Source organism: Methylobacterium sp. 174MFSha1.1, from assembly GCF_900116815.1.
Lineage (GTDB): Bacteria > Pseudomonadota > Alphaproteobacteria > Rhizobiales > Beijerinckiaceae > Methylobacterium.
On the sequence record NZ_FPCB01000032.1, the window covers coordinates 59046 to 84140 of the forward strand.

The window sequence follows — 25095 nt, forward strand, 5'->3', positions numbered from 1 at the left end:
GCGCTGATCCGCGACAAGCGCCTCGACACCCTCTCGCTGCTCCCCGCCTCGCAGACCCGCGACAAGGACGCGCTCACCGACGAGGGCGTCGCCCGGGTGATCGGCGAGCTTCGTGAAAAGTTCGACTGGGTGATCTGCGACAGCCCGGCCGGCATCGAGCGCGGGGCGACGCTGGCCATGCGCCACGCCGACATCGCGGTCGTCGTCACCAACCCCGAGGTTTCCTCGGTGCGCGATTCGGACCGGATCATCGGGCTCCTCGATTCCAAGACCGAGCGGGCCGAGAAGGGCGAGCGGCTGGAGAAGCACCTGATCCTCACCCGCTACGACCCCAACCGGGCCGAGCGCGGCGAGATGCTGAAGATCGACGACGTGCTGGAGATCCTGTCGATCCCGCTCCTCGCCGTGATCCCGGAGAGCGAGGAGGTTCTCAAGGCCTCGAACCTCGGCAGCCCGGTGACGCTGAACGCGCCGCAGAGCGCGCCGGCCCGCGCCTATGCCGACGCGGTCCGGCGGCTCAAGGGCGAGACCGTGGCGATGACCGTCCCGACCGAGAAGCGCTCGCTCCTCGGCAAGCTGTTCACCCGGAGGGCGGCATGAACCTGCTGAGCTTCCTGTCGCGGCGCGGCACGGCGCCGGTGGCGCGCGAGCGGCTCCAGATCCTTCTCGCGCACGAGCGCACCGCGTTCGGTCGCTCGGACCTGGTGGCGATCCTGCGCGAGGAGATCCTGGCGGTGATCGCCAAGCACGTCGCCATCGACAAGGAGAAGGTGAAGGTGACGATGGAGCGGGGCGACGCCGTCTCGACCCTCGGCGTCGACATCGAACTCCCGGACAACAAGGTCGCCCGGCTCGCCAGCGCGTGACCGCATCTCCCCGCGGTCGCCCCTTGTGCCGGAACACCATCCGATCGCGGTGCGACCGGATGGTGTTCCAGACCTTTGGTTTTGCCGCATTTTCTTCGACGAACCGGCATCCACTTCGTCGGAAAATGCTCTTGGGCACGATATAGCCCGGGCAGGCGGCGGGATCCCCGCGCCTGCCCGGAAGAGGTCGAGGTCATGCCGGACGCGCCCACCATCTACGCCAACACCCTGATGGCGCTCAGCCTGCGCCGGCCGGGCATCCTTCAGGTGACCCTCGGCACCGCCGGCTTCAGCGGCGAGGACATTGAGGTCGCGCTGCGGCTCGCCGTGCCGGAGGACACCGCGGTCGAACTGGTCGAGGCCCTGGTCGAGGGCCTGCAGGCCGCCGCCGAGGAGGACGAGGACGACGAGGTGCCGGAGCCCTACGAGGCCTCGGTCGGCGACGTCGCGACCGCGGGGCTGCTCGCCACCACGCTCGCCACCGCCATGGGCGACGCCCTCGACCTCCTGGCGACGCGCCCCGACTTCCTCGAACGCCTGTCCGAGATCGAGGAGCGCGCCGTACTGACCACGCGCAACTCCGTCTCGGAGGGCGTCTCGGTCGACGACGAGGCCAAGGCGGTGCGCGACACCGTCGCGGTGCTCCAGAGCCTGTTCGCCCAGTGGCGCAAGGACCACGTGCCGCCTGCTCCCGAGGCGCCCTCCCCCGACTCTCCGCCGCCCGACGCGCCTCCGCCCGGGGACGGCGAACCGAAGGCCTGAGGCCTCAGGCGAGGAAGGCGAGGAGCGCCGCGCTCACCTCCTCCGGGCGCTCCTCCTGCAGGGTGTGGCCGCAATCCAGCGCGCGGCCGCGCACGTCGCGCGCCTTCTCGCGCCAAGTCTCCGGCACGTCGTGTCTCCAGCACGTCGTAGATCCGCCCCTCGGTCCCCCTCGCGCCCCACAGGGCGAGGAGCGGCGCCTCTACCCGCGCCTCGGCATCGGCGGCGTCGTTGTGAAATATCCTCGCCTGTTGCGCACGAAGCCGGGCCGGCAGCGCGACGCCTGATACGATTTCCGGACGATCAGTTCGGAAATCGTATCACCAGCCCGCGCGGTGGAGCCTACGGCTCCACACACATGAGCGAGGCCGATTTCCGCATCGCGAAAGCGATTGCGCAGCAATCGCCGAGCGATCAATCGGAAATTGTATGACGCGTGCTTTCTGCGCGGGACCGGCATCCGGGGATCGTCCACCCCCGCCCGTCGAGGCTCCGGCGCGCGACGCGGAGATCCGCTCCTCCATCGCGCCAGTCCGCCCAATGTTACCGGGACGCAATATTCCCGAATTCCGACCATGATACCGGCACAGTCAAGCTGATGCCTCGTACGTGATCTGAAAACAGATCCGGGACGATGCAGAGGCCGATCGAAACCGCATCGCCGATGCTGTCCGCGACGGTCCGGAGCCCGGGATCACCGTGACGTCCGGGCGAGATCGATTCGCGCGAGACGGATTCGGGCAAGACGGATTCGAGGAAGAAGATGGAGGTCGTTTTCGATGATCGTCGGAATGATTGATATTTTCTCGCAAGGCGCGTCGTCTTGCCGGTCGTCTTGCCTGTCATCGTCCCGGATGTCGGCCAGCCAAGTGGAGCGGTCGTCGGGCAGGGCCGGCACGGACGGGGCGTCATGAACGAGCGCGCGCACAGGTCCGTGGCACAAAGGTCCGTGGCAATGGAGTGGCCGGTTCCGGAACGCCGGTCCGCCGCGATCTTCGCGGCCGACATCGCCGGCTACTCCAAGGCGATGCATGCCGACGAGGCCGGCGCCATGCGGGCGCTCCAGGCCACGCGGCGGATCGTCGACCGCCTGATCTCGGCCCGAAGAGGCCGGATCGCCAACACCGCCGGGGACAGCGTGCTCGCCGAGTTCGCTTCCGTGACGGATGCGGTCGCCTGCGCGGTGGCGATCCAGCGGGCGCTGGCCGAGGCCGAGGGCGATGCCGGGCGGTTCCGCCTGCGCATCGGCATCCATCTCGGCGCCGTGATGGTGCACGAGGGCGACCTGTTCGGCGACGGCGTCAACATCGCGGCGCGGCTCCAGGCGGCGGCCGAGCCCGGTGCGCTGCGTCTGTCGGACGCCGCCTACCGGCAGGTGCGCGACATGCCGGGTATCCGCTTCGTCGATCTCGGCATGCAGCGGCTCAAGAACATCGCCCGGCCGGTCCGGGTCTACGCCGTGCCGTCGCCGGAGGCGCGCGCGCCGCGGATGGCCCGGGCCCTCCGGTCCGCCCTCGGCGCCGTCACCGCCATGGTTCTCGCGGGCCTGGCGCTTGCCTGGCCGCATTCGGCCGCCGAGCGCGCGGAGGACGCGCTGCCGGCGCGGCCGCGGCTGTCGCTCGTCGTCCTGCCGCTCGCCAACCAGAGCGGCGACGCGGAGCAGGACTACCTCGCCGAGCAGCTCGCCGAGGACCTCTCCGCCGATCTCGCCCGCGCGCCCGGCACCTTCGTCATCGCCCACGGCACGGCCCAGTCCTACCGGGGGCGCCCGGTCGAGCCGCGTGCGGTCGGCCGGGAGCTCGGCGTGCGCTACGTGGTGCAGGGCAGCCTGCGCCAGAGCGCCGAGCAGGTCCGCTTCGCCGTGCAGCTCACCGACGTCGAGACCGGCGCCGCCCTCTGGGCCGACCGCTACGACGGGGCCCGCGCCGACCTCGCCGCCGCGCAGGACACCCTCGTCGCGCAGGTCGGGCGGGCGCTCGGCATCCGCCTGCTGGAGGCCGAGACGCAAGCGCGCGCAGGACACCCGGCGGACGCGGTCGACCTCGTCATGCGCGGCCAGGCCCTGCTCAACCGGCCCTTCGCCCGGGAGAACCACGCCGGCGCACGGCCGCTGTTCGCGCGCGCGCTCGCCCTCGACCCGGGCAACGTCCACGCGCGGCTCGGCCTCGCCGAGGTGCTGGTCGACGGGGTGCTGAACGGCTGGACGAGCGAGCGGCAGGCCGACCTCGACGCCGCCGAGCAGGCCGTCACCTCGGTGCTCCAGGGCGATCCGACCCATCCCTTCGCGCATTACCTGCGCGGCGAGACCCTGCGGGCCCGGGCCCGCTACGCCGAGGCGCTGGCCGCCTTCGACCGGGTGCTCACGCTCAATCCGAGCTTCGCCCGGGCGCACGCCTACCGGGGCCTGATCCACATCTTCCTCGGCCGGGCGGAGGAAACGGAGGCCGACATCGCGGCGGCAATCCGCCTCAGCCCGAAGGATCCGCTGCTCGGCGCCTGGCTGGCGCGGGACGGGCTGGCGAAGCTCCATCTCGGCCGGGACGAGGCGGCGATCGCGCCGCTGCAGCGCGCCGCGGCGGTGAACCCGCTCTTCGACTTCCCGCACCTCTACCTCGCCTGCGCCTTCGCGCGGCTCGGCCGGGACGCGGAGGCGCGGGCGGCCCTCGCCCGGTTCCTGGAGCTCCGGCCCGGCTACACGATCGCCCGCTACCGCAGCCTGACCTCCACCGACCCGACCTTCCTCGCTCAGCGCGAGGGGATCTACGACGGCCTGCGGCGGGCCGGCCTGCCGGAGCGGTGACGGGACTCGTCCGATGTGAGACCTTCGCAGGCCAGCCGGTGTTGACGAGGTTCCCACGGAGCCTCGTCAGCCATGCCAGCCCTCATCGCCTTGATCGCCATCCTCGCCGGCGCCCTCAACACCGTCCAGGCGGGGGCGAACGCGACGCTCAACAAGGCCCTCGGCCAGCCGGTGCTGGTCGCCCTCACGGTCTCGCTCGCCAACGCGGTGGTCTACCTCGCCGCCGCACCGTTCGTCGGGCTCGGCTGGCCCGGGGCGTCGCGGCTCGCCCAGGCGCCGTGGTGGGCCTGGCTCGGCGGCGCGATGGGCGGCGCCTACGTGCTGGCGATGACGGTCTTCGCCGGCCGGCTCGGCGCCGCCACCTTCGCGGGCTTCACGGTCACCGCCGGCCTCGTCACCTCGGTGCTGCTCGACCATTTCGGCTGGGTCGGCTTCGCACAGCACCCGGCCGGGTTCGGGCGCATCCTCGGCTGCGGGCTGATGATCGCCGGGGTCGCGCTGATCGCGCTGAACTGAACCTCAGCGCCAGCCGCGCGACTCGTCGGCCCGGCGCAGGTCGCGCGTGTCGCGGCCCGGCACCGGCGGCCTCTGCGCGGTGAAGGCCGGCGCGCGGCTCGCGCCCGGATCGACGGTGTTGATGTCGGCGAGCAGCACCGTCGCCGCGGAGGCGCCGAGCCCGGTGGCGACGAAGCCGTAGATCACGGCGCGCGGCGCGCCGAAATGCCGGACGATCAGCGCGACCGCGGTCGCGACGGCGAGGAAGCCGATGGCACTGTGCCACATGTGAACGATCTCTCCCGGAGCGGGACACTCTTCCCCGCGCACAGGAGGAGGGTGCGAGCGGCGTGCCGGCAGGGTGGCGTGGTTAACGCGCGGCGACCGGCGCGGGCAAGGTCCGGGAGGTAATCCGCGCCGTTGCCCCTCCCGGCGCGGCCGGCCCGCGTTCCCCCGGCGCCTGTTCGGCCTTATGACGGGCGCCTTCCGCTCTCCAGGGATCCCCGATGCCCCAGCCCACCCAACCCCTCGCCCTCGGCATCATCGGCGCCGGCATCATGGGCGAGCGCATGCTCGACGCCATCGCGGGGCAGGACGAGTCCCCCGTCCGCGTCGCGGCCCTGTGGGATCCGGATCCGGCGGCGCGGGCGCGCATCGCCGCGCGCTTCCCCTCCCTGCCCGTGGTGGCGGATGCCGCCGCGGTCGTGGCGGCGAGCGCGTGCGTGTACATCGCCTCCCCGCCCGCCACGCATCTCGGCCACGCCCGGGCGGCGCTGGCTCAAGGGCGGAGCGTGTTCTGCGAGAAGCCGCTGGCCGTCGATCTCGCCGAGGCCCGCGCCTTCGTGGCGGCGGCCGGCCCCCGCGGCGCGGTGAACTTCCCGTTCGCCTCCTCCCTCGGGGTCGCCACCCTGGCGCAGTGGATCGCCGAGGGCGCGGTCGGCACGCCGCAGCGCCTCACCATCGAGGTCGCCTTCGCGCGCTGGCCGCGGGGATGGCAGGCCGACGCCGCGGGCTGGCTCGACGCGCCGCAGGAGGGCGGCTTCACCCGCGAGGTGGTGTCGCACTTCCTGTTCCTCAGCCGCCGCCTGCTCGGGCCCCTGGACGGGCTGCGGGCGCAGGCGCGGTTTCCGGAAGCCGGCCGGTCGGAGCGGGCGGTCGACGCCACGTTCCGAGCCGGCGCCGTGCCGGTGGTGTTGCGCGGCCGGGTCGGCGAGACGGCGCTCGACGACCACAACATCTGGACGCTGGAGGGCGAGGCCGGCACGGTGCGCCTGCGCGACTGGGCGATCGCCGAGCGGCAGGGACCGGACGGCGGCTTCGCGCCCGCCCCCGACGCGATCCCGAACGAGCGCGCCCGCCCGATCGCCCTGCGGCGCCAGCTCGAGGGCGTGGTGCGGATGACCCGCGGCGAGCCCCACGCCCTCGCCACCCTGGCGGAGGCGCTGGAGGTGCAGGAGGTCGTCGAGGCCATCCTGGCCGGCCGCTGAGGGGCCGGACATCGCGTCACACCCCGGCGACCGCCCGGACGGACGGTCCCGGCCCCCTCTTCCGGGCCGGGAGCCCGCCAGGCCGTGCGCGAGGGCGAGTAGGTCGCTGTGATCGCAGCATAATCCCAATCGCTAGTCTATTTTTGACGTAATCCCGATTAATTTCCCATCTCGCTCCCGACTCGCTCTCATGACTGACGCAGAAAAACCATGACCCTGCGGTATCGGTAGTCAGCCGTAGTCGAACTTCTTCCGCATAACGCGTTATCTTCCCGAACATCCGGATGCGTCTCCCCGAATCTCTTCGCCGGTGCGAAGGGCGGGGCGCCCGGACGGTACGGAAGAGCGGGTCGGGAGAGATGGGGATCGGGACGGGACGACATGGACGGCACGGCCCGCGCGGGCGCCGGCGATGAGAGCCGGCAACAGGCCCCTGCGGGTCCTCGTCGCCCATAACCGCTACCAGGTCCGCGGCGGCGAGGATGCGGCGGTGGCCCGCGATCTCGCGGCCCTCGAACGGGCGGGCTGCGCGGTCGAGGCGGTGTTCCTCGACAACGAGGCGATCACCTCTGGCCCCGCCCGGCTGCGGGCGGCGATCGCGGCGACGCACGCGCCCGAGGGCATCGCCCGGGTGATGGCGGTCCTGCGCCGCTTCGCACCGGACGTGGTTCACGTCCACAACTTCTTCCCGCTGCTCTCGCCGGGCATCCACGCCGCGGCGCGGGCGGCCGGCTGCGCCACGGTGCAGACGCTGCACAATTACCGCCTGATCTGCGCCAACGCCTTCCTGATGCGCGACGGCGCGCCGTGCGAGCTCTGCGTGACCGGCTCGCCCTACCGGGCGGTGCAGTTCGCCTGCTACCGCGGCTCTCGGACCGGCACGCTCGCGGTCGCCCGGATGATCGACCACCACCGCCGGGCCGGGACCTGGCGGCGGGACGTCGACCGGTTCGTGGCGCTCACCCCCTTCGCCCGCGGGCGCTTCGCCGCGGCGGGCTTTCCGGAGGAGAAGATCCGCATCCGTCCGAACGGGCTGCCCGATCCGGGATTGCCCGCGGAAGGACCCCGCCGGGGCCTGCTCTTCGTCGGCCGGCTCAGCCCCGAGAAGGGCGTGTCCATCCTCGCCGAGGCCGCCGCCCGGGCGAACATGCGGGTCACGGTGATCGGCGAGGGACCGCTCGCGGGGGCGCTCGCCGGGCATCCGGGCCTCGACCTCAGGGGCGCCCTTCCGCCGGAGGCGGTCCAGGCGGCGATGGCGCGGGCTGCCGCGATCGTCGTGCCGTCGCTCTGGTACGAGGGCCTGCCGATGGTGGTGGCGGAGGCCTTCGCGGCCGGCACCCCTGTCGTCGCCTCGCGCATCGGGGCGCTGGCCGGCCTCGTCACCGACGGCGCGACGGGGCTCCTCGCCACGCCGGGCGACGCCGCCGACCTCGCGCGCGCCCTCTCGCGCATCGCGGGCGACCCCGCTTGGGCCGCCGCCATGGGGCGGGAGGCCCGCGCCGTCTACGAGCGCGAGTGGCGCGAGGACGTCACCACCCGCGCCCTCCTCGACATCTACCGGGATGCCGTCGCCGCGCGCGCGGCAGAGTCGCGCCTTTCCGACGCGCCCCTTTCCAGAACGGGAACCTGACCAAAGTGGCACACGATCCCCTCGTCCCTTCGTTCACGATCGGCGGCATTCCGGTCTCGGCCACCGACATGGCGGGGCTCGCCGAGGCGGTCCGGCGCCGGCTGGCCGCCGGGCCGGCGCAGCCCGGCACCTTCGTGGTGTTCCGCGACGCCCACGGCGTGGTGCGGGCGCAGAAGGACGCCGCCTTGCGTGCCGCCCACCACGACGCCCTGCTGGTCGTCGCCGACGGCCGCCCCCTGAGCTGGATCGGCCGCTGGCGCGGCCTGACCGCGATGCAGCAGGTGCCGGGGATCGAATCGGTCGAGGCCCTGTGCCGGGCCGGCGTGGATCAGGGCTGGCGCCATTACTTCCTCGGCGGAGGCGACGGCGTCGCGGATCTGCTCGCCACGACGATGCGCGCCCGGGTGCCCGGCCTGCAGGTCGCCGGCGTCGAGACGCCGCCCTTCCGCCCGCTCGACGACGCCGAGACGGAGGCGATGCGCGCGCGCATCCGCGCCTCCGGCGCGCAGATCGTCTGGGTCGGCCTCGGCACGCCCAAGCAGGAAATGTTCATGGCGGTCCACGCCCCGCACCTGCCGGGCACGATCGCCATGGGGGTCGGCGCCGCCTTCGACGTCGCGACCGGGCGCATCCCGCGGGCGCCGCGGAGGCTTCAGGTTGCCGGGCTCGAATGGGCCTACCGCCTCGCCCGCGAGCCGCGGCGCCTGTGGCGGCGCTACCTCGACACGATCCCGCGCTTCCTCCTGATCGCGGCGCGGGATTCCCTCAGCGCCCGAAAGGCGCCCCAGCCGTCGACGACCGGCGCATCCGGGCGGACGGGATCGTCGGCAGCCTGAGGCCGGTGCCATCGGTGAGCCCGGCGAAATCCGCCGGGTCGCTCGAGGTCCGCGCCAGCGTCCCCAGGTCGGCGGGGGCCTTCGCCGGGCCGCGGTTGCGGGCGAGGGTCTGCTCGGCGGCCTCGCCCCCGTCGGTGAAGCGGGGCGGGTCGCTCGAGGCCAGGAGGTTGTCGGCGATGACGTTGCCGGTCGCGACCGCCGGGCGGTCGTAGAGCAGGCCGGGGAGCCGGGGGTAGCGCGCCCGCCAGACGGGCGAGTCCACCGGCATCGCCGCGTAGGCGGCGCGCAATTCCGATTGCGGGTCGCTCACCGCGTCCTTGGCCCAGGTCTGTCCGCGGGAATCGACGTGGACCGCCGGGCTCGACGCGACGAAGACATTGCCCTCGACACGATTGTCGCGCCCGCCGCCGAGGAAGACCGGCTGGTCGACCCGCAGGAACAGGTTGCCGGTGACGGCAAAGCCGCTCGCCATGTCGTCGAGGTAGACGCCCTTCACCTCGGTGTCGGGACCGCCCCGGATGTCGTGCAGGAAGTTGCCGGCGATCACGCTGCCCCGGGCGGTCCAGTCGCGTCCGGAATAGATCGCGCCGGTATCGGTCGCCCCGGCGAGCAGGTTCGCGATCTCGTTGCCCGTCACCCGGTGGTCGTTGCCGCGGATGTGGACCGCGTAGGCCGGCGAGTCGTGAATGAAGTTGCCGGCCACCTCGGCCCCGACGCCGTCGAGGGCGACGGCCGGAGCTTGCGTCGGCTTCCGGCGGGCATAGGCCGTGAGGCGGCTGTCGCGCAGGAACAGGCCGCCGGGGGTGAGCGTGCGGCGGTCGCCTCCCGACAGGATCACCGCCTCGGCGCCGGTCCCGGCGAGGTCGCAGCGCAGGAGCCCGCTCTCGGCCGCGCCCGTGAACACCGCCCCGCGCCCGCCGGCGAGGGAGAGCACGCTGTCGGCGATCACGACGTCGCGGCCGCCGCGCACGCCGACGAGGTCGCCGCGGGCCATGGCGAGGCGCAGGGACTCGATCCGCAGGTGCGACGCGCCCTCGACCGACAGAAGCGTCTCGGCGACCGACACCTCGACCGCCTCGCCGCCCCGCGGCCAGGCGAGCAGGGTCCCGCTCTTGGCCTCGCGCCACCAGGTGCCCGGTCGGTCGAGGCCGGCCAGCAGGTGGACGAGGCGGAAAGGCGCGCCGGCGCGGATGCCCTCGAAGGGTGTGCCGTCGAGGGTGAGGCGGGTGCCGTTGCCCTGCCGCGCCGTCCGCACCACCGGCAGCGCCTCGAACAGCCAGCCCCAGCGCCAGTACCCCTCGGCCCACAAATCGGGCTCGTCCCGCAGGGCGCCCGCCGGCAGGTCCGCCAGGGTGAAGGCCGGTCCGGCGCCGTCCTCGGCCTTCGCGAACCCCTCCGCCGGCCAGCGTGCCGGATGCATCGCGCCCGCGTCGTCGAAGACCTCGAAGGCGGGGGGCGAGGGCGGACCGTTGAGGACGATCGGCGCCTGGATCCGCGCCGCCTGGCACAGGGCGGCGGGCAGCCTGTAGGCCCGCACCTTGCCCCGCGCCGCCGCCGGCAGACGGGCGGCCAGAGCCGGATCGAGCGGGACCGGCGCGAGGCGCACCGAGCCGACAACGCGCGCCGACCCGTCGGCGGGACCGCGGATCACCAGCGGCGCCCCGGCGCTGCCGCCATCCTGGCTCCCGAGCCGCACGGTGCCGGCGAGGCGGTGCGTGCCGGGCGCCAGCACGATCGCGATCGTCGTGCGGGGGTCTCGCGCGCGCCGGCGGCGCGCCTCGGCCAAAGCCTCGGCGAGGGTGGCGGTACCGCCGGGCCGGGGCCGGGTGCCCTCGGCCGCGACCGGGATCTCGACCGGGGTCGCGACGGCCGGTGACGCGGCGAGGAGGGCTGCGAGGAGGAGCAGGATCCGCATGGTGGGGGTCTCGCGGCCGGTCGGGTTCGGTCGTATCGCGCCTCGACGCCCGGGAGGAAGCGCCGCTTCTCCTAGGGGCGAGATCGGCCCAGGAATTTTTTATGACGATCGTGGCGGGGGTTTCTCTCTCCCTGCGGGTTCAAGGTTATTCAGGGGAAGAAGCGCGGGCTTTTCCCCCTCCCCCCTCCGCGGGGGAGGGTGCCCCACGCAGTGGGGCGGGAGAGGGGACGCCGCTTCCGGAGAGGTCGCGACCTCGTTGAAGGTCGCCAACTGACTCGACGTCGCGCTGCCCCTCTCCCGCCCCGCATCCGCGGGGCACCCTCCCCCGCAGAGGGGGGAGGGAAAACCCGCGCCTCCTCTTCCTCCCGAACCACCAGCCCAATGAAGCGAGCCTCCGCCTATTCCCGCAGGTCCGCATCCGTCACGACCACCCGCGGCCGGCGGTTCGCGCCGATCGCCTTGAGCGCCCGGTCGACCGCCGCGAGGCGGCCGCGGCGGGCGCTGACGGCGAGGAGCAGCACCGGGATGCGCTCCTCGGCGATCAGGCGCTCGGTCACCACGTCGCCGCCGACGAGGCCGAGATCGACGACGACGAGATCGGCGTCGCTGCGCAGCAGCGCCTCGGCGAGGGACCCGGCGAGGTCCCGCGGCAGGTCGGACGGGCGCGGCAGCACCCGGAGGCCCGAGGGCAGGGTCACGAGGGCGTCGCCCAAGGGAGCGCGGGCGCGCAAGCTTCCGGCGAGGTCCCGCGGCGCCGCGGCGCCGAGATCGCGGGTGAGGAGCCCCTTCGGGTCGGCATCGACCAGGACCACCCGCTCGCGGTCGGCCAGCGCCGAGAGGGCGAGGGAGCGGGCGAGCAGCGACTTGCCGGCCCGGTCGTCGCCCGCGGTGACGAGGACGACGAGGGGCTTCGCGCCCGGCTCGGCGGCGGCGAGGCGGTGGCGCAGGCGCGCCAGCGCCACCTCGTAGGGGCCGTCGCCGCGGGCGCTGCCGAAATCCGCCCGCAGGGCGGCGGGCCTCACGGCCGCGCGGGGCGCCCGCGGCAGGGCGTCGAGGCCGGCGCGGCCGAGATGGCCCTCGAGGCGCCGGCGCGAGCGGACGCGGCCGGCGAGCAGTTCGAGCCCGAGGCTGCCGACGAGGCCGAGGCCGAGCCCGGCGACGAGGGCGGCGACGAACACCACCGGGGTCGGCGGGCCGATGCGCTTCTCCGGCGGCGAGGCCGGCGAGATGATCCGCGAGGCCGAGGTGTCGAGGCGCTGCTGCTCCTGCAGCTCCCGGGCCCGGACCAGGAAGGCCTCGTAGACCGCCCGGCTCGCCTCGACCTGACGCTCCAGCTCGCGCAGCTGCACGAAGTCGTCGCCGACCTTCGAAGCCTCGGCCTTGCGCCGCTCCAGGGTCGTGGTGAGGACCCGGGCGCTCGCCTGGGCGGCCTGGAAGTCGTTGCGGATCGCCGCGGCGATGCGGCGGATCTCGGCCTCGATCGCCGCGCGCAGGGCCTTCTCCTGTACCACGGCCGCCATGTAGCTCGGGTGGCGTTTCCCCAAGGTCTCCTCGGCGTCGGCGCGCAGGCGCTCGACGCCGGCGAGCTGCCCGCGCAGGGCCGAGATGGTCGGGTTCTGGACGATCTCGTTGACCGCCTCGGAGCGCCCGCCGGCGAGCACCGCCTCGACCTGGCGCAGGCGGGCGCCGGCGTCGAGGGCCTTGGCCCGGGCGGCGCCGAGCTGCTCGCTGAGCTGGGTCAGCTGCTGCTCGCTCACCAGCTGCGTGCGGGTGCCGACGAGGCCGCGCTTCGTCCGGAACGCTTGCGCCTTGTCCTCGGCCTGGCGCAGCGCCTCGCGCAGCTCGGCGAGCCGCCCCTCGATCGCCTCGCCGGCCCGGCGGGTGGTGTCGGAGCGGGTCGCCGCGTCGCGGGCCAGATAGGTCTCGGCGATGCCGCGGGCGAGCCGCGCCGCCTTCTCCCGGTCTTCGGAGGTGACGCCGAGCTCCAGCACGAAGCTGCGCTCCAGGCGCCGGGCGCCGACCCGGTCGCGCAGGATCCGGAGCGCCGTCAGCCGCGGCTCGGCCGGCGGCTCGGTCCGGCCGGTGAACCGCGCGATCAGGCCCTTGATCGCGCCGATGAGGGTCTCGCGGCCCTGGAACTCGGGATCCCGGGTGAGGTCGAACCGGTCGACGGCGCGGCCGAGCACGTCGTCGGAGGTGAGCACCCGGAGCTGGCTGTCGACGAGGAGGAGGCTCGCGTCGCTCGCCTGATCCGGCGGGGTCAGCCCGTCCTTGACCACCTGCAGCCCGCGCGGATCGATCAGGATCTGCGTCGAGGCGGCGTATTGCGGCGGGTTCAGGTGCGTCCAGGCCGCCGCCGCGCCGAGGCACAGCAGGATGGGCAGCAGCACGGTGAGCCAGCGCAGGCGCACGGTGCGCAGGATCTCCCGCGGGTCGAGGAACCAGGGCTCCCGCCCCTCCTCCCCCCGCGGGGCCGCGCCGATGAGCAGCCCGTTTCGGACATTCTCGACCATGGTCATGATGCGCCCAAGGCTCCCCGAAGGATTTCGTGGTAGGTCGGATATGTTCCGTTCCGGGACGATCGGTCGGGAATCCAGCCCTCGTGCCGATGACGCTTCAAGTGGCGGGCCAGGCCCGCTCCGTCCCGCGCAGGGACACGACGGAGGGGCCGGCGACCTCCAGCGCCTCGGCCTCGCGCCGCGCCGCCCGGGCGCAGGCCAGCACCGCGACGTAGGCCAGCACGTTGACGTTCCAGTCCTGGAACAGCCCCGGGGTCGTCATCCCGTTGAGCGCGAGCATCAGGATCAGGCAGGCGACGAGGCGGCGGGTGCCGCGGTCGGCGCGGGCGGCGAAGCGGACCGGCTCGACGAGCGTCAGGACCGCGAAGCACAGGCCGACGATCCCGGTGCCGGCCCAGGCGCTCAGGAACATGTTGTGCGAGCTCGTGATGAACACCGCGTCGCGACCGAGCTCGTCGGCGAGGCCCGTGGTCGGGATCAGCAGCTGCACGAAGCGGTCGGCGGCCGAGAAGCCGGAGCCGAGCAGGCGGTCCTGCGTCGCCGCGATGAAGGTGGGCCAGAACTGGCCCCGTCCCGTGGCGTTGGCGAGCTCGATCTTCGGCTTCTGGAGCACGACCGAGAGGAGGTCGAGGAGCGCCGGAAAGCTCGACAGGCCGACCATCAGGAACAGGAACAGCACCAGTGAGACCAGCGCCAGGACGATGCCGGCGACGCGCAAGCCGGGGCGGCGCGAGGCGATCATCAGCCCCGGCCCGACGGCGATCAGCGCCCCCGTCGAAGCGGCCGAGCCCGCGATGACGAAGCCCGCCGCCGCCAGCACCAGGTAGCGGCCCCGCCGCTTGTTCGGCGGCCCGAACACGACCGCGAAGCCGAGGAGCGCGCAGACGAGCGGCATCATGTTGTTCTTGGCCGAGGAGAACACGATGCCCGACGCGAGATTCTGGAGGATCTCCGGGGTCACCGCGACGAGCCAGGCCAGCGTCACGATGGCGAGGATGTCGGCGAGCCGCCGCCGGATGTCGGGCCGGTCGAAGATCAGGATGCAGGCGAGCGTGAACACCGCCAGCTCCGCGGTGCGGTAGAGCGTGTAGGTCGGCACGATCGACCAGGCGGCGCTGACCCCGTTCATGCCGATCATCAGGGTGAACGGCAGGTAGGGCATCGCGAAGGGCAGGAGCAGCACGCGCCGGTCGGCGGCGACCTTCACGACGAGGTAGAGGGCGGTCAGCCCGGTGAGCACGATGGTGACGACGTTCGAGGCGGTCAGCCCCTGCTCCAGCACGGCGTTGCCGTCCTCGCGCGGCACCGTGAAGACGAGCGGCATGAAGGCGAACACCACCAGCAGGGCGAGCGGCCAGAACAGGGGTGCGCCGCCCGACGGCGGGTGCGTCTCGAGGCGGCGGCGCAGGACCGGGTAGGCGACCGTGAACCAGGTCGCGGCCCCGACGGCGATGAGGGCGTTCAGCATCGCGGGCTCTCCGCCGGTGTGGCGGGGGTTTTCAAGACCGGGGCGCGGCCGAGGGCCGCCAGGAGGGCGAGGAGCGAGGCGCCGTGGGCGAGCACCACCGCGGCGGCCGCTCCCGTCGCGCCGTAGCGGGTGAGCAGCGGCTGGATCAGCGCGAGCGACACCGCCAGGCTGATCGCGAAGGCGCGGAAGATCACGTCGGTGCGCCGCCGGGCCCGGAAGATCTGCGCCGCCATGTCCCGCAGGAAGATGAACACGACGCCGAGCGCCAGCCAGCGCAGGGCCGGCGCGTAGGGCGCGTAGGCCTCGCCGAAGACGAGGCGGAGCCACAGCTCCGCCGGCACGGCGACGAGGGCGAGGAGGCCCAGGACCGGGATGCCGAGGCGGCGGGTGACGCCGAGGAGATAGGCCCGGAGCGCCGCCTCGCCGCCGGTGTCGTAGGCCCGCCCTGCCCCGGTCGGCACCACGTTCTCGGTCGCGGCGAGGGTCAGCAGCACGAGGCCGACGAGGTACTGCGCCGCCCGCAGGCCGCCCAGGGCCTCGTCGCCGAGGACGCCGCCGGCGAGGATCCAGACCAGCTGCTCCTGCCCGAAGGTGACGAGCACGACCGGCAGGAGCCAGCGCGCCATCTGCCAGTGGCGCCGGGCGGCGGTGGCGAGGCGCCGGCGCCCGGGATCGGCGGCCCGGGCGACGAGCGTCGGCAGGGTGGTCAGGAAGGCCGTCAGCGCCAGGAGTTCGACGAGCCGCGCCGCGTCGAGGGGGACGCCGGCCGCCCAGAGCCCCGCGACCGACAGCGGGAACGCCGCCGCCCGGGCGAGGTCCATGGCGAGGGCCTTCAGCCCCCCGCCATAGGCGAAGAGCAGGCGGCGGGCCGTCAGCTGGAGGTTCTGCGCCAGGGTGAGCACGCCGGCGGCGGTAACGAGATCGACCGGGACCGCCTCGCCGCGGGCGGCGAAGTACAGGGCGAGCGCCCCCGCGACCCCGAGGGCGAGGCCCGCCGCCAGCACCAGGGCGCCGGCGCCGACGGCCGCGGCGTAGCGGGCCGGGTCGCGCACGGAGCCCGCGAGCGTCATCAGCGGCGCGGTGACGAGGGCGTTGTGCAGCCCCTGCGCGAAGCCCGCCACGATGAGCACGAGGGCGAAGCGCCCGAACCCCTCCATGTCGATCAGGCGCGCCGCCGCGATCCCGGCGAGGAAGCCGAAGCCGCTCACCGCCCCCTGGTCGAGGAGCGAGAGCAGGGCCGGTCCGCGCAAGCGTACGGAGAGAGCGGCGAGGAGCGCGGAGACCCTCCTCACCGGGCGAGCACCGCCCCGGCCGCCGCGGTGACGAGGCGGTTGCGGCCGTAGAGCCAGAGCGGCCCGCTCGACGCGACGTTGCGGGTGAGCCCGCGCTTGAAGTCGTAGACGCCACGGTTGTGCGCCGGATCGATGCCGCCGAAATCGAACACCCGGCAGCCCTCCTCCGCGCCGCGGCGGATGAAGCTCCACACCGCCAGGTAGGCGGCGGCGTTCGTCTTCGCCCGCTCGGTCGAGGCGGTGAAGAAATCGGAGAAGCGGTCGCGGCTCACATGCGCGATGCGCACCAGGCACAGCTCGTCGCCCTCCCGCACCTCGAGCATGACGTGGCGCGGGTCGTTCGCCGCGAGGTCGCGGTAGGCGGCGGGATCGAAGTCGTTCGAGAAGCCCTTGCGGGTCTTCAGGGCCGCGTACATCGCCGCGAAGGCATCGAAGGCCTTCAGCCGCTCGGCGGGCTCGTCGAGGAAGCGGACGGTGAGTGCCGCGTTGCGCTCGGCCTTGCGCAGGGCCTTGCGCCAGCGCTGCTCCATCTCGGCCTGCAGCGCGTCGAGGCCGCGGGTCAGGTCCACCTCCAGGGTGTGCCGGCTCGCCTTCGCGACCGGCCGGAATCCCGTCGCCAGCAGGCCGAGCACCGCGCCCGGGCTCTCGGCCCGGTTGAAATCGACCACCAGAAGGTCCAGCGGCCCGAGGGCGAGATGCGCGAGCAGGGCGCGCACCACCGCCTCGCCGTGGCGCTCGCCCTTCTCGGTGAGGAGCGGCCCGCCCTGGAGGTAGAATTGCCGGGCCGGGCCCCTGCGGCGGCTTTGCACCTGCGCCAGGCCCAGGAGGTCGCCGGCCTCGTCGAGGACGCTCAGCCGTTCGACGCCCGCGCCGCGGCGCGCCTTGTAGGTGCCCCAGCCGGCGGCGGAGAAGATGTTGCCCCGCGGCTGCGCCCACACCGCCTCGTCCCAATTTGGCGCGTCGATCACGGGTTGCACCCGCAATCCCGTCTCAGGGTTCGTCATGGTCTTGGGAGTTCCGTGCCAGGATGCGACATCGCTCGCCGCCGATGCCCCGGTGACGCAAGCGGCGCACCGCGACCGCGCGGGTCGTGCGCGGCCGATCGGGTCCAGTTAGTTTTTCTCGTCTACGTGGTTTTCTTGACTTGTTCCCGCGCCTGACCCGTCTCACCTACGGCGCATGGCCCTGTCATGACGACGAGCGGGATGCTGCACTCCTTCAAGACCCTCGCCCGCGACAACCCGGCGGTCCGGGCCCTGCTGCTGCGCGGGCTGTCCCGGCTGCGCCGGCTCGCCCACGCGCCGCCGGGCCTCTACACCCTGTGCTACCACCACGTGCCCGAGCATCACCGCGCCGGGTTCGCGGCGCAGATCGTCCATCTCCGGCGCCACGGCCGCTTCGTCGGGGCCGACGAGGCGGTGGGGCTGATCGCCTCCGGCGCGATCGGGACCGGGCGGCACTTCCTCGTCACCTTCGACGACGGCTACGCCGACACGGTCGAGGTCGCGCTGCCGGTCCTGCGCGAGGCCGGGGTGCCGGCGATCCTGTTCCTCGTCGCCGACTGGCTCGACGCGCCGCCCTCGAACCCGCCCGGCCCCTATGCCGGCCGGGCCCTGGTGGCCGAGTGGCTCGAAGCCGGCATGGAGATCGGCTCGCACAGCATGAGCCACGCCCGCATCGCGACCCTGGACGAGGCCGGCGCCGAGCGGGAGATCGCGGCCTCGCGCCGCGCGCTGGAGGCGGCGACGGGTCGGCCGATCCGGCACTTCGCCTGCCCCTGGGGCGTCGCGGAGCACGATTACCGGCCGGGCCGCGACCCGGCCCTGGCGCTCGCGAGCGGCTACGCCACCTTCTTCACCACCCGCCGCGGCGTCGCCACCGATGCCGGGGATCTCCCCTTGATGCCGCGCCACGTCCTCGAACCGGAATGGCCCGTGCACGAGCTCGACGCCCTGATGGGAGCCCGGCGCGCGCGCCTTGCCCGGGGAGCCCACCTTGCCCGGGGAGCCCACCTTGCCCGGGGAGCCCGCCTTGCGCGACCCTGACCGCCCGGTCGTGGTGGTGACGGGAGCGCTCGCCCCCTACACCCAGGTGCTCTACCGGGCGTTGGCCGCCGCCCTCGACTGTCCGCTCACCGTGCTCGCCTGCGCCGCCCGGGAGCCCGCCCGCCAGTGGGAGCTGGCGGCGGCGGACGGCTACGGCTTCTCGGTACTGCCGGGCTTGCGCTGGCACCGGGACGCGGTGCGCAACCTCTACGTCAATCCGGGCGTCGTCCCCCGCCTCGCCGGCCTGCGGCCGGCGGCGGTGATCCTCAACGACTTCTCGCCCACCATGGCGATGGCGGCGATGGCGGCGCGCTCCCTGCGCATCCCCTACGCGATCCGCACCGACGGCGTGCCGGAGACCGATCCCGGCACCCGCTCGCCGGCGCACCGGGCCTTGCGCCGGGCGATCGTGCCCGGCGCCGCCTTCGGCCTCGGCCCGAGCGAGGGCAGCCGGGCGCTGCTCGCCGGCTACGGGCTGGCGCCCGAGAGCGTGTTTCGCGCGCCGCTCTTCCCGGCCTGGAACCCGGTGCCGCCCCTCCCCGATCCGGAGGACCGCCCCTACGACGTCCTGTTCTGCGGCATCCTCAACGAGGAGGTGAAGGGCGCGCGCTTCTTCACCGACGTGATGCGCGCCTGCGCCGCCGCCGGGCGCCCGTTGCGGGTGCGGGTGGCGGGCGACGGCCCGCTCAAGGCCGAGATGGCGGCGCGCCTCGCCGAGGCCGGGATCCCGGCCCGGTTCGACGGCTACCTCGCGCAGGGCGCGCTCGCCGAGGCCCACGCCTCGGCCCGGCTGCTGCTCTTCCCGAGCCGCGGCGACGTCTGGGGCATCGTGGTCAACGAGGCGTTGCAGAGCGGGGCCTCGGTCCTCGCCTCGCCCCATTCGGGCGCCGCCCGCGAGTTGCTGGAGGCGCGGAACTGCGGCACGGTGCGACCGATGGAGGTCGCGGACTGGGCGCGCACGACCCTCGCCCTCCTCGACGATCCGGCCCGGCGGGCGCATCTGCGGCACGCGGCCGGGCGGGCGATGCCGGATTTCTCGCTCGATCGCGCGGTCGCGGCGTATCGGGAGGGGCTGGCGTCGGTGGTGTGAGGCGGCGAGGTATCTCCTGCATGGATGCAAGAGTGTCGGTGCCCGTTCGATCGGCTCGACAGTCCTGACACCCTCCGTGTCATTCCGGGGCCGCGCAGCGGAGCCCGGAATCCAGAAACGCGGATGGATCAGGATCGAGCGGGACGCTCGCCGCTTACTTCTGAACGACCTGAGTGTCTGGATTCCGGGCTCCGCTGTCGCGGCCCCGGAATGACCCTGAGGGTGTCAAGACCGATGGGAGATATGAGCCAGCTCTCGCACAAGGCAGCCCAGATCGCGGTTTCCCGGTCGCCCCATGCCCGAACCGGATCCTTCACCCAAGCTGAGCGTTGAGACGAACCAGGCGCCCGGCCCTCCCTGCGGCGCCTCCGGCAGAGGATACCGCGCCCCATGAAACTCTCCCTGATGGCCGCCCTCGCCCTCTCCACCCTGGCGCTCGCCGGCGCCGCCGAGGCGCAGGGCATTCCCGGCGGCATCGACCGCGGCGCCCGCGAGGGCAACCGGGTCGGCGGGCCGATCGGCGGTGTCGTCGGCGGCGCGGTGGGCGGGGCCGTGGGCGGCGTCAACGGCGTGCTCGGCATCGATCCGGGCCGGCGTGCCTACCGCACCGGCCTGCCGGGCCGCCGCCATCATCACCATCGCCGGCACCGTCACTATCGCTGAGATTCCGTCAGGGCGGGCGAGATGTCGTCGCCCGCCTGTTCTGGCGATCAGGGAGAACGATCTTGCCGATCCGGACCGTTTCGTAGCCGTTGCTTCTCCGGTCAGGGAAACGGCCATCGAGGCGCGGGGAACCGGCGATCTCTACTGTGGCGGATGACGGGCGTCCCTGCTTGACCCTCAGGCCCGCCAAGTCCTAAGCACGTCGGCCAAAGACCGACGCCCGAGGACGCCACGAGGACGCCATGACCGACCGCCAGCCCGGCTTCAACACCCTCGCGATCCATGCCGGCGCGGCGCCGGACGCCGCCACCGGCGCACGGGCGACGCCGATCTACCAGACCACCTCGTTCGTGTTCGACGACGTCGATCACGCCGCGTCGCTGTTCGGGCTGCAGGCCTTCGGCAACATCTACAGCCGCATCACCAACCCGACCAACGCGGTGCTGGAGGAGCGCATCGCCGCGCTCGAGGGCGGCACCGCCGCCGTCGCGGTGGCGTCCGGCCACGCCGCCGAGTTCCTGGTGATGCACGCCCTGATGCAGCCGGGCGACGAGTTCATCGCGGCGAACAAGCTGTACGGCGGCTCGATCAACCAGTTCAACCACTCCTACAAGAACTTCGGCTGGAACGTCGTCTGGGCCGATACCGACGACCCGGCCTCGTTCGAGGCGGCGATCACCCCGCGCACCAAGGCGATCTTCATCGAGTCGATCGCCAATCCGGGCGGCGTCATCACCGACATCGCGGCGATCGCCGCGGTGGCCAAGCGCCACAACATCCCGCTCGTCGTCGACAACACCATGGCGACGCCGTACCTGATCCGCCCGTTCGAGCACGGCGCCGACATCGTGGTCCACTCGGCCACCAAGTTCCTCGGCGGCCACGGCAACTCGATCGGCGGGCTCATCGTCGACGGCGGCTCGTTCACCTGGGCCGGCGACGCGCGCTACCCGATGCTGTCGCAGCCGCGGCCGGAATATGCCGGCATGGTGCTCTCCGAGACCTTCGGCAATTTCGGCTTCGCCATCGCCGTGCGGGTGCTGGGCCTGCGCGACCTCGGGCCGGCGCTCTCGCCGTTCAACGCCTTCCTGATCATCAACGGCATCGAGACCCTGCCGCTGCGCATGCAGCGCCACTCCGACAACGCCAAGACCGTGGCCGAGCACCTGAGCCGCCACCCGGCGGTGGCCTGGGTGAGCTATCCGGGCCTCGAGACCGACCGCTACCATCAGTTGCACAAGCGCTACTGCCCGCACGGTGCCGGCGCGGTCTTCACCTTCGGCCTCAAGGGCGGCTACGAGGCCGGCGTGGCCCTGGTGTCGAACCTGAAGCTGTTCTCGCACCTCGCCAATATCGGCGACACCCGCTCGCTGGTGATCCACCCGGCCTCGACCACCCACCGCCAGCTCACCGACGAGCAAAAGACCCGCGCCGGCGCCGGCCCGGAGGTGGTGCGCCTCTCCATCGGCATCGAGGACCCGCGCGACCTGATCGCCGACCTCGACCAGGCGCTGTCCTAAGGACCGTCCCGCCGGCCGGCCGCGACGATCCGCGCGGCCGTCCGGCCTTCCGTTGTGGCAGAGACGATTGGGAAAAATTCCCGCAAGCATTGCAGCCAAGCCTGCTCCCGTGATCTACTGGCCTCGTCCAGTTTCGGCGCCGGGTGAGCCGATCCGCGCCGAGCGGGACGCATGCCGCCCGGGCGGGTCTGGAGGCTGGTGCGATGGTCGCCCACGACGCCCACGACGACGCCGACGCCGATCGTGCCTCCTGCGACGAGACCGCGCGCCAGCGCGCGATCCGCGAGGAGACCGCCCGGCTGCGCGTCCTTTTGCGCGACGCCCACGGCACCCCCGGTCGGCCGGCGGGCGGTGAGCCCCCCGCCACCGCCGAATGGGAGGCGCGCCTCGCCACCGCCGAGGAATTGAACGCGCGGCTGCGGGCGAGCGAGGCCTTCACCGCGAGGCTCCTGGCGGCGAGCCGCGACAGCATCCAGGTCCTCGCCCTCGACGGCACGGTGCAGTGGCTGAGCGAGGGCGGCCGCCTCGCCGCCGGCCGTCCCGACGCGGCGGTGATCGGCAGCACCTGGGCGGCGTCCTGGCCCGAGCCCGGCGACCGCACCGCCGCCGAGGTGGCGCTCGCCGCCGCGCGGGCAGGCCGCACCGGCCGGTTCCGCGCGCCCTCCGGCGGCCAGGACCCGCGCTGGTGGGACGTGGTGGTCTCGGCCATCCAGGGCCCCGACGGTGCGCCGGAGCGCCTGCTGACGGTCGCCCGCGACGTGACCGAGGCGCACCGCGCCGAGGAGCAGCAGGCGCTGCTGATGCAGGAGATGGCGCACCGGGTGAAGAACACCCTGGCCCTGGTCCAGGCGGTCGCCGCCCAGACCCTGCGCAGCGCCCCGACGCTCGACGCGGCGATGGAGGCGTTCAACGGCCGCCTGATGGCGTTGTCCGACGCGCACGACGTGCTGATCCGCGGCGCCTGGGCGGAGGCCGACCTCGCCGCAGTGGTGGAGGGCGCGATGGCGCCGCACATCGATGCGGTGGCCGGCCGCTTCGCCGCGGCCGGGCCCCGCGTCAGCCTCGGTCCCCGTTCGGTCCTGACCCTGTCCCTGCTGCTGCACGAGCTCGCCACCAACGCGGCGAAGTACGGCGCCCTGTCGAGCCCGGCGGGCCGCGTCGCCGTCACCTGGGAACTCGCCGGGAGCGCCGGGGCCGTCCTGCGCCTGTGCTGGCGGGAGAGCGGCGGCCCGCCCGTCGCGCCGCCGGTCCGGGGCGGGTTCGGTTCGCGGCTGATCGAGCGCAGCCTGGTGCACAGCTTCGGCGGCCGGGTCAGCCTGCGTTTCCCCCCCGAGGGCGCGGTGATGGAGCTCGAAGCGCCGCTCGCGGCGATGCAGGACGGGACGGCGTAGCCGTCACCGGGACGGGACGGCGTAGCCGTCACCGGGACGGGACGGCGTCGCCGTCACGAGGGCGGGATGGCGTGGGACTTGCCCGGGATGCGACAGTCCCGCGCCGTTCTCCGGCCACGCTTGACCCACGGGATGCGGACCCATAGGCAGCACGCTTCGGCCGCAACCTTTCGCCCCCGCCCGCATTGCCCGCGATGACATCCGACCTCGACCGACACGATCAGGCTTCCCGTCGGGAAGACTCCCGACAGGACGCGCCGGACGCTCCCTGCGACGCGGCGCCGGTGGTGCTCCTCGTCGAGGATGACGGTCTCCTGCTGATGGAGGCCGCCGACACCCTGGCGGAGGCCGGCTTCACCGTGCTGGAGGCGCCCCATGCCGACCAGGCGCTCAAGGTGCTGGAGAGCCGGCCCGACGTCGAGGTGCTGATGACCGACGTCGACATGCCGCTCGGCTCGATGAACGGCTTCGCCCTCGCCCGCCTCGTCTCCCGGCGCTGGCCGCGCCTGCCGGTGCTGGTGGTCTCCGGCATGGGCAGCCCCGGCCCGCACGACATGCCGCCGGGCGCGCGCTTCATCCCCAAGCCCTACGCGCCCTCGGCCCTGGTGCGCACCCTGCACGATACCGTGCGCCGCGCCGCCTGAGCCGACCCTTCCACGGACGATTTCGATGAGCGATCCGACCAAGCTCCACTTCGCCACCCGGGCGGTCCATGCCGGCACCGCCCCCGATCCGGCTACCGGCGCCCGGGCGCAGCCGATCTACTTCACCAACGGCTTCGTGTTCGAATCGAACGAGCAGGCCGCCGACATCTTCGCCATGCGGGCGACGGGCTTCTCCTATTCCCGCGGCTCGAACCCGACCGTGGCGGCACTCGAGCGCCGGGTCGCCTCGCTCGAAGGCGCCAAGGCGGCGGTGGCGGTGGCCTCCGGCCAGTCGGCGATGCTGCTCGTGCTGATGACGCTGATGCAGTCGGGCGACGCCTACGTCGCCTCCGCGCGGCTGTTCGGCGGCTCGCTCGGGCTGATGCGCCGGCTGGAGGGCCGCTACGACCTCGTGCCGCAATTCACCCGTGGCCTGACGCCCGAGGACTTCGAAGCCGCGATCACCGACCAGACCCGGGCGATTGTCTGCGAATCGATCGTCAACCCGTGCGGCACGATCATCGACCTCGAGGGTGTCGCCGCGGTGGCGCACAGGCACGGCCTGCCGCTCGTCGTCGACAACACGCTGGCCTCCCCGGCCCTGATCCGGCCGATCGAGCACGGCGCCGACATCGTCGTCCATTCGACCTCGAAGTTCCTGTCGGGCTCCGGCACGGTGATCGGCGGCATCGTCTGCGATGCCGGCCGGTTCGACTGGAAAGCGACGGGCCGCTACAACCTGATCAACGAGCCCTGGCCCGATTACGAGGGCCTGGTCGTCTCCGAGCGCTTCCCCGAGACGTCCTTCGCCACCGCCTGCCGGCTGTTCGGCCTGCGCGACCTCGGCCCCGGCCTGTCGCCGATGAACGCCTTCCTGACGCTGACCGGCACCGAGACCCTGCCGCTGCGCATGGAGCGCCACTGCGCCAACGCCAAGGCGGTGGCCGCCTTCCTGCGTGACCACCCGAAGGTGGCCTGGGTGAGCTACCCGTCGCTGCCGGGCCAGCCCGGCGAGGCGCTGGCGAACCGCTACTCGCCGATGGGCGCGGGCTCGATCTTCACCGTCGGCTTCAAGGGCGGCGAGGCGGCGGCCCAGAAGTTCATCACCGGGCTCAACCTGATCTCGCACCTCGTCAATATCGGCGAGATCAAGTCCCTGGCGATCCACCCGGCGACCACGACCCACCGCCAGCTCCCCGCCGCCGACAAGGAGGCTGCCCGGGTCGGGCCGGATACCGTGCGGCTGTCGATCGGGCTCGAATCGGTCGAGGACCTGCTCGCCGACGTGGCGCAGTCGCTGGACGCGCTGGACTGAGTCCCTCTCCGTTCCGCGCAACTGGACTTCTTACCCCTCCGCGTCATGTATGGACGGCCCCCGTTTCGCAAGGGTTTGTGAGCATCGGTTTGAGCCAGTCGGTTCAGGAGCAGTCATGTATCCGGCCTCTGATGCCGTCGTGCCGCCGCGGTTGATGCGACGAGGACGACGGCGGGCCACCAAGGGGTGCGCACAAGCGTTCCTTGCGAAGAACCAGGCTCCCAACATCCCGACGCGCTGTGACGCGCGATGACGTGGCGGAGTGTCCTGGTCCCAGGTCCCTCATCCTGCTCTGGCCTTGGCCGTGCTTACAGCTCCTTGCTCACCGAAGGTCGCGTCCCGCCGCTCCTCAAGCGGCGG

Annotated in this window: 22 protein-coding genes and 1 pseudogene; 15 read left to right on the top strand and 8 right to left on the bottom strand. The window is 73.2% G+C overall.

Annotated features, from left to right (window positions below; genetic code table 11):
- The 3 genes from minD to BM430_RS25085 form a co-directional block, all read left to right on the top strand.
- The coding region (minD, locus tag BM430_RS25075; protein WP_093569985.1) for a septum site-determining protein MinD at positions 1 to 600 on the top strand (600 nt) is incomplete at its 5' end.
- A complete protein-coding gene (gene minE, locus BM430_RS25080; RefSeq protein ID WP_093569965.1) occupies positions 597 to 866 on the top strand; it encodes a cell division topological specificity factor MinE in 270 nt (89 codons plus the stop codon). The genes minD and minE, both read left to right, overlap by 4 nt.
- 195 nt (positions 867 to 1061) lie before the next feature.
- Complete coding sequence (locus BM430_RS25085; protein ID WP_093569966.1) at positions 1062 to 1628, top strand: hypothetical protein; 567 nt, start codon at positions 1062 to 1064, stop codon at positions 1626 to 1628.
- Positions 1629 to 1632: 4 nt separating this feature from the next.
- On the opposite strand, the pseudogene BM430_RS25090 reads toward BM430_RS25085, so the two are convergent.
- Both BM430_RS25090 and BM430_RS34225 read right to left on the bottom strand, forming a co-directional pair.
- Positions 1633 to 1858 (bottom strand): annotated as a pseudogene (locus BM430_RS25090) (alpha/beta hydrolase); the annotation flags it as partial.
- A gap of 310 nt (positions 1859 to 2168) precedes the next feature.
- Positions 2169 to 2471: a hypothetical protein gene (locus tag BM430_RS34225; protein ID WP_143132123.1), complete on the bottom strand. Its 303-nt coding sequence runs from the start codon at positions 2469 to 2471 to the stop codon at positions 2169 to 2171.
- A 109-nt stretch (positions 2472 to 2580) separates the two neighbouring features.
- On the opposite strand from BM430_RS34225, the gene BM430_RS25095 reads away from it, so the two are divergent.
- Together BM430_RS25095 and BM430_RS25100 are read left to right on the top strand one after the other, a co-directional pair.
- A complete protein-coding gene (locus tag BM430_RS25095; RefSeq protein ID WP_177303167.1) occupies positions 2581 to 4425 on the top strand; it encodes an adenylate/guanylate cyclase domain-containing protein in 1845 nt (614 codons plus the stop codon).
- Positions 4426 to 4497: 72 nt separating this feature from the next.
- Positions 4498 to 4941: a DMT family transporter gene (locus BM430_RS25100; RefSeq protein WP_093569968.1), complete on the top strand. Its 444-nt coding sequence runs from the start codon at positions 4498 to 4500 to the stop codon at positions 4939 to 4941.
- Between the two features lie 3 nt (positions 4942 to 4944).
- Here the strand turns inward: BM430_RS25100 and BM430_RS25105 are convergent, their stop codons facing one another.
- Positions 4945 to 5208, bottom strand: a complete 264-nt coding sequence (locus BM430_RS25105; RefSeq protein ID WP_093569969.1) for a hypothetical protein — start codon at positions 5206 to 5208, stop codon at positions 4945 to 4947.
- Between the two features lie 218 nt (positions 5209 to 5426).
- Between BM430_RS25105 and BM430_RS25110 the strand changes: the two genes are divergently transcribed.
- The 3 genes from BM430_RS25110 to BM430_RS25120 all read left to right on the top strand — a co-directional run bounded on the left by BM430_RS25110 (position 5427) and on the right by BM430_RS25120 (position 8873).
- Complete coding sequence (locus BM430_RS25110) at positions 5427 to 6407, top strand: Gfo/Idh/MocA family protein (protein ID WP_093569970.1); 981 nt, start codon at positions 5427 to 5429, stop codon at positions 6405 to 6407.
- A gap of 412 nt (positions 6408 to 6819) precedes the next feature.
- Positions 6820 to 8037 (top strand): glycosyltransferase, encoded by a 1218-nt coding sequence (locus BM430_RS25115; RefSeq protein WP_244539655.1) that lies wholly within the window; start codon positions 6820 to 6822, stop codon positions 8035 to 8037.
- Between the two features lie 5 nt (positions 8038 to 8042).
- Positions 8043 to 8873: a WecB/TagA/CpsF family glycosyltransferase gene (locus BM430_RS25120; RefSeq protein WP_093569971.1), complete on the top strand. Its 831-nt coding sequence runs from the start codon at positions 8043 to 8045 to the stop codon at positions 8871 to 8873.
- Here the strand turns inward: BM430_RS25120 and BM430_RS25125 are convergent.
- From BM430_RS25125 to BM430_RS25145, 5 genes are all read right to left on the bottom strand, one after another.
- On the bottom strand, positions 8803 to 10788 hold the full coding sequence (locus BM430_RS25125; RefSeq protein ID WP_093569972.1) for a right-handed parallel beta-helix repeat-containing protein: 1986 nt from the start codon (positions 10786 to 10788) through the stop codon (positions 8803 to 8805). The two genes, BM430_RS25120 and BM430_RS25125, sit on opposite strands and share 71 nt — an antisense overlap.
- 398 nt (positions 10789 to 11186) lie before the next feature.
- Positions 11187 to 13307 carry a GumC family protein gene (locus tag BM430_RS25130; protein WP_093569973.1) on the bottom strand — a complete coding sequence of 707 codons (2121 nt, stop codon included), beginning with the start codon at positions 13305 to 13307 and terminating at the stop codon, positions 11187 to 11189.
- Between the two features lie 97 nt (positions 13308 to 13404).
- Positions 13405 to 14775 carry an O-antigen ligase family protein gene (locus tag BM430_RS25135; RefSeq protein WP_093569987.1) on the bottom strand — a complete coding sequence of 457 codons (1371 nt, stop codon included), beginning with the start codon at positions 14773 to 14775 and terminating at the stop codon, positions 13405 to 13407.
- Positions 14769 to 16067 carry a lipopolysaccharide biosynthesis protein gene (locus tag BM430_RS25140; protein ID WP_143132124.1) on the bottom strand — a complete coding sequence of 433 codons (1299 nt, stop codon included), beginning with the start codon at positions 16065 to 16067 and terminating at the stop codon, positions 14769 to 14771. Before BM430_RS25140 ends, BM430_RS25135 begins: the two co-directional genes overlap by 7 nt.
- Positions 16064 to 17071 carry a lipid II:glycine glycyltransferase FemX gene (locus BM430_RS25145; protein ID WP_093569975.1) on the bottom strand — a complete coding sequence of 336 codons (1008 nt, stop codon included), beginning with the start codon at positions 17069 to 17071 and terminating at the stop codon, positions 16064 to 16066. Before BM430_RS25145 ends, BM430_RS25140 begins: the two co-directional genes overlap by 4 nt.
- Before the next feature lie 201 nt (positions 17072 to 17272).
- On the opposite strand from BM430_RS25145, the gene BM430_RS25150 reads away from it, so the two are divergent.
- The 7 genes from BM430_RS25150 (at position 17273) to BM430_RS25180 (ending at position 24735) form a co-directional block, all read left to right on the top strand.
- On the top strand, positions 17273 to 18112 hold the full coding sequence (locus tag BM430_RS25150; protein ID WP_093569976.1) for a polysaccharide deacetylase family protein: 840 nt from the start codon (positions 17273 to 17275) through the stop codon (positions 18110 to 18112).
- A complete protein-coding gene (locus BM430_RS25155) occupies positions 18099 to 19202 on the top strand; it encodes a glycosyltransferase family 4 protein (RefSeq protein ID WP_093569988.1) in 1104 nt (367 codons plus the stop codon). The genes BM430_RS25150 and BM430_RS25155 overlap by 14 nt, the downstream gene beginning before the upstream one ends.
- Positions 19203 to 19592: 390 nt before the next feature.
- Positions 19593 to 19865 (top strand): hypothetical protein, encoded by a 273-nt coding sequence (locus tag BM430_RS25160; protein ID WP_093569977.1) that lies wholly within the window; start codon positions 19593 to 19595, stop codon positions 19863 to 19865.
- A 242-nt stretch (positions 19866 to 20107) separates the two neighbouring features.
- On the top strand, positions 20108 to 21385 hold the full coding sequence (locus BM430_RS25165; protein WP_093569978.1) for an O-acetylhomoserine aminocarboxypropyltransferase: 1278 nt from the start codon (positions 20108 to 20110) through the stop codon (positions 21383 to 21385).
- Between the two features lie 203 nt (positions 21386 to 21588).
- Positions 21589 to 22776, top strand: a complete 1188-nt coding sequence (locus BM430_RS25170) for a sensor histidine kinase (RefSeq protein WP_093569979.1) — start codon at positions 21589 to 21591, stop codon at positions 22774 to 22776.
- 284 nt (positions 22777 to 23060) lie between these two features.
- Entirely contained in the window at positions 23061 to 23420 is a 360-nt protein-coding gene (locus BM430_RS25175) for a response regulator (protein ID WP_280142292.1), read from the top strand.
- Between the two features lie 25 nt (positions 23421 to 23445).
- Complete coding sequence (locus BM430_RS25180; RefSeq protein WP_093569981.1) at positions 23446 to 24735, top strand: O-acetylhomoserine aminocarboxypropyltransferase/cysteine synthase family protein; 1290 nt, start codon at positions 23446 to 23448, stop codon at positions 24733 to 24735.
- Positions 24736 to 25095 lie beyond the last annotated feature (360 nt).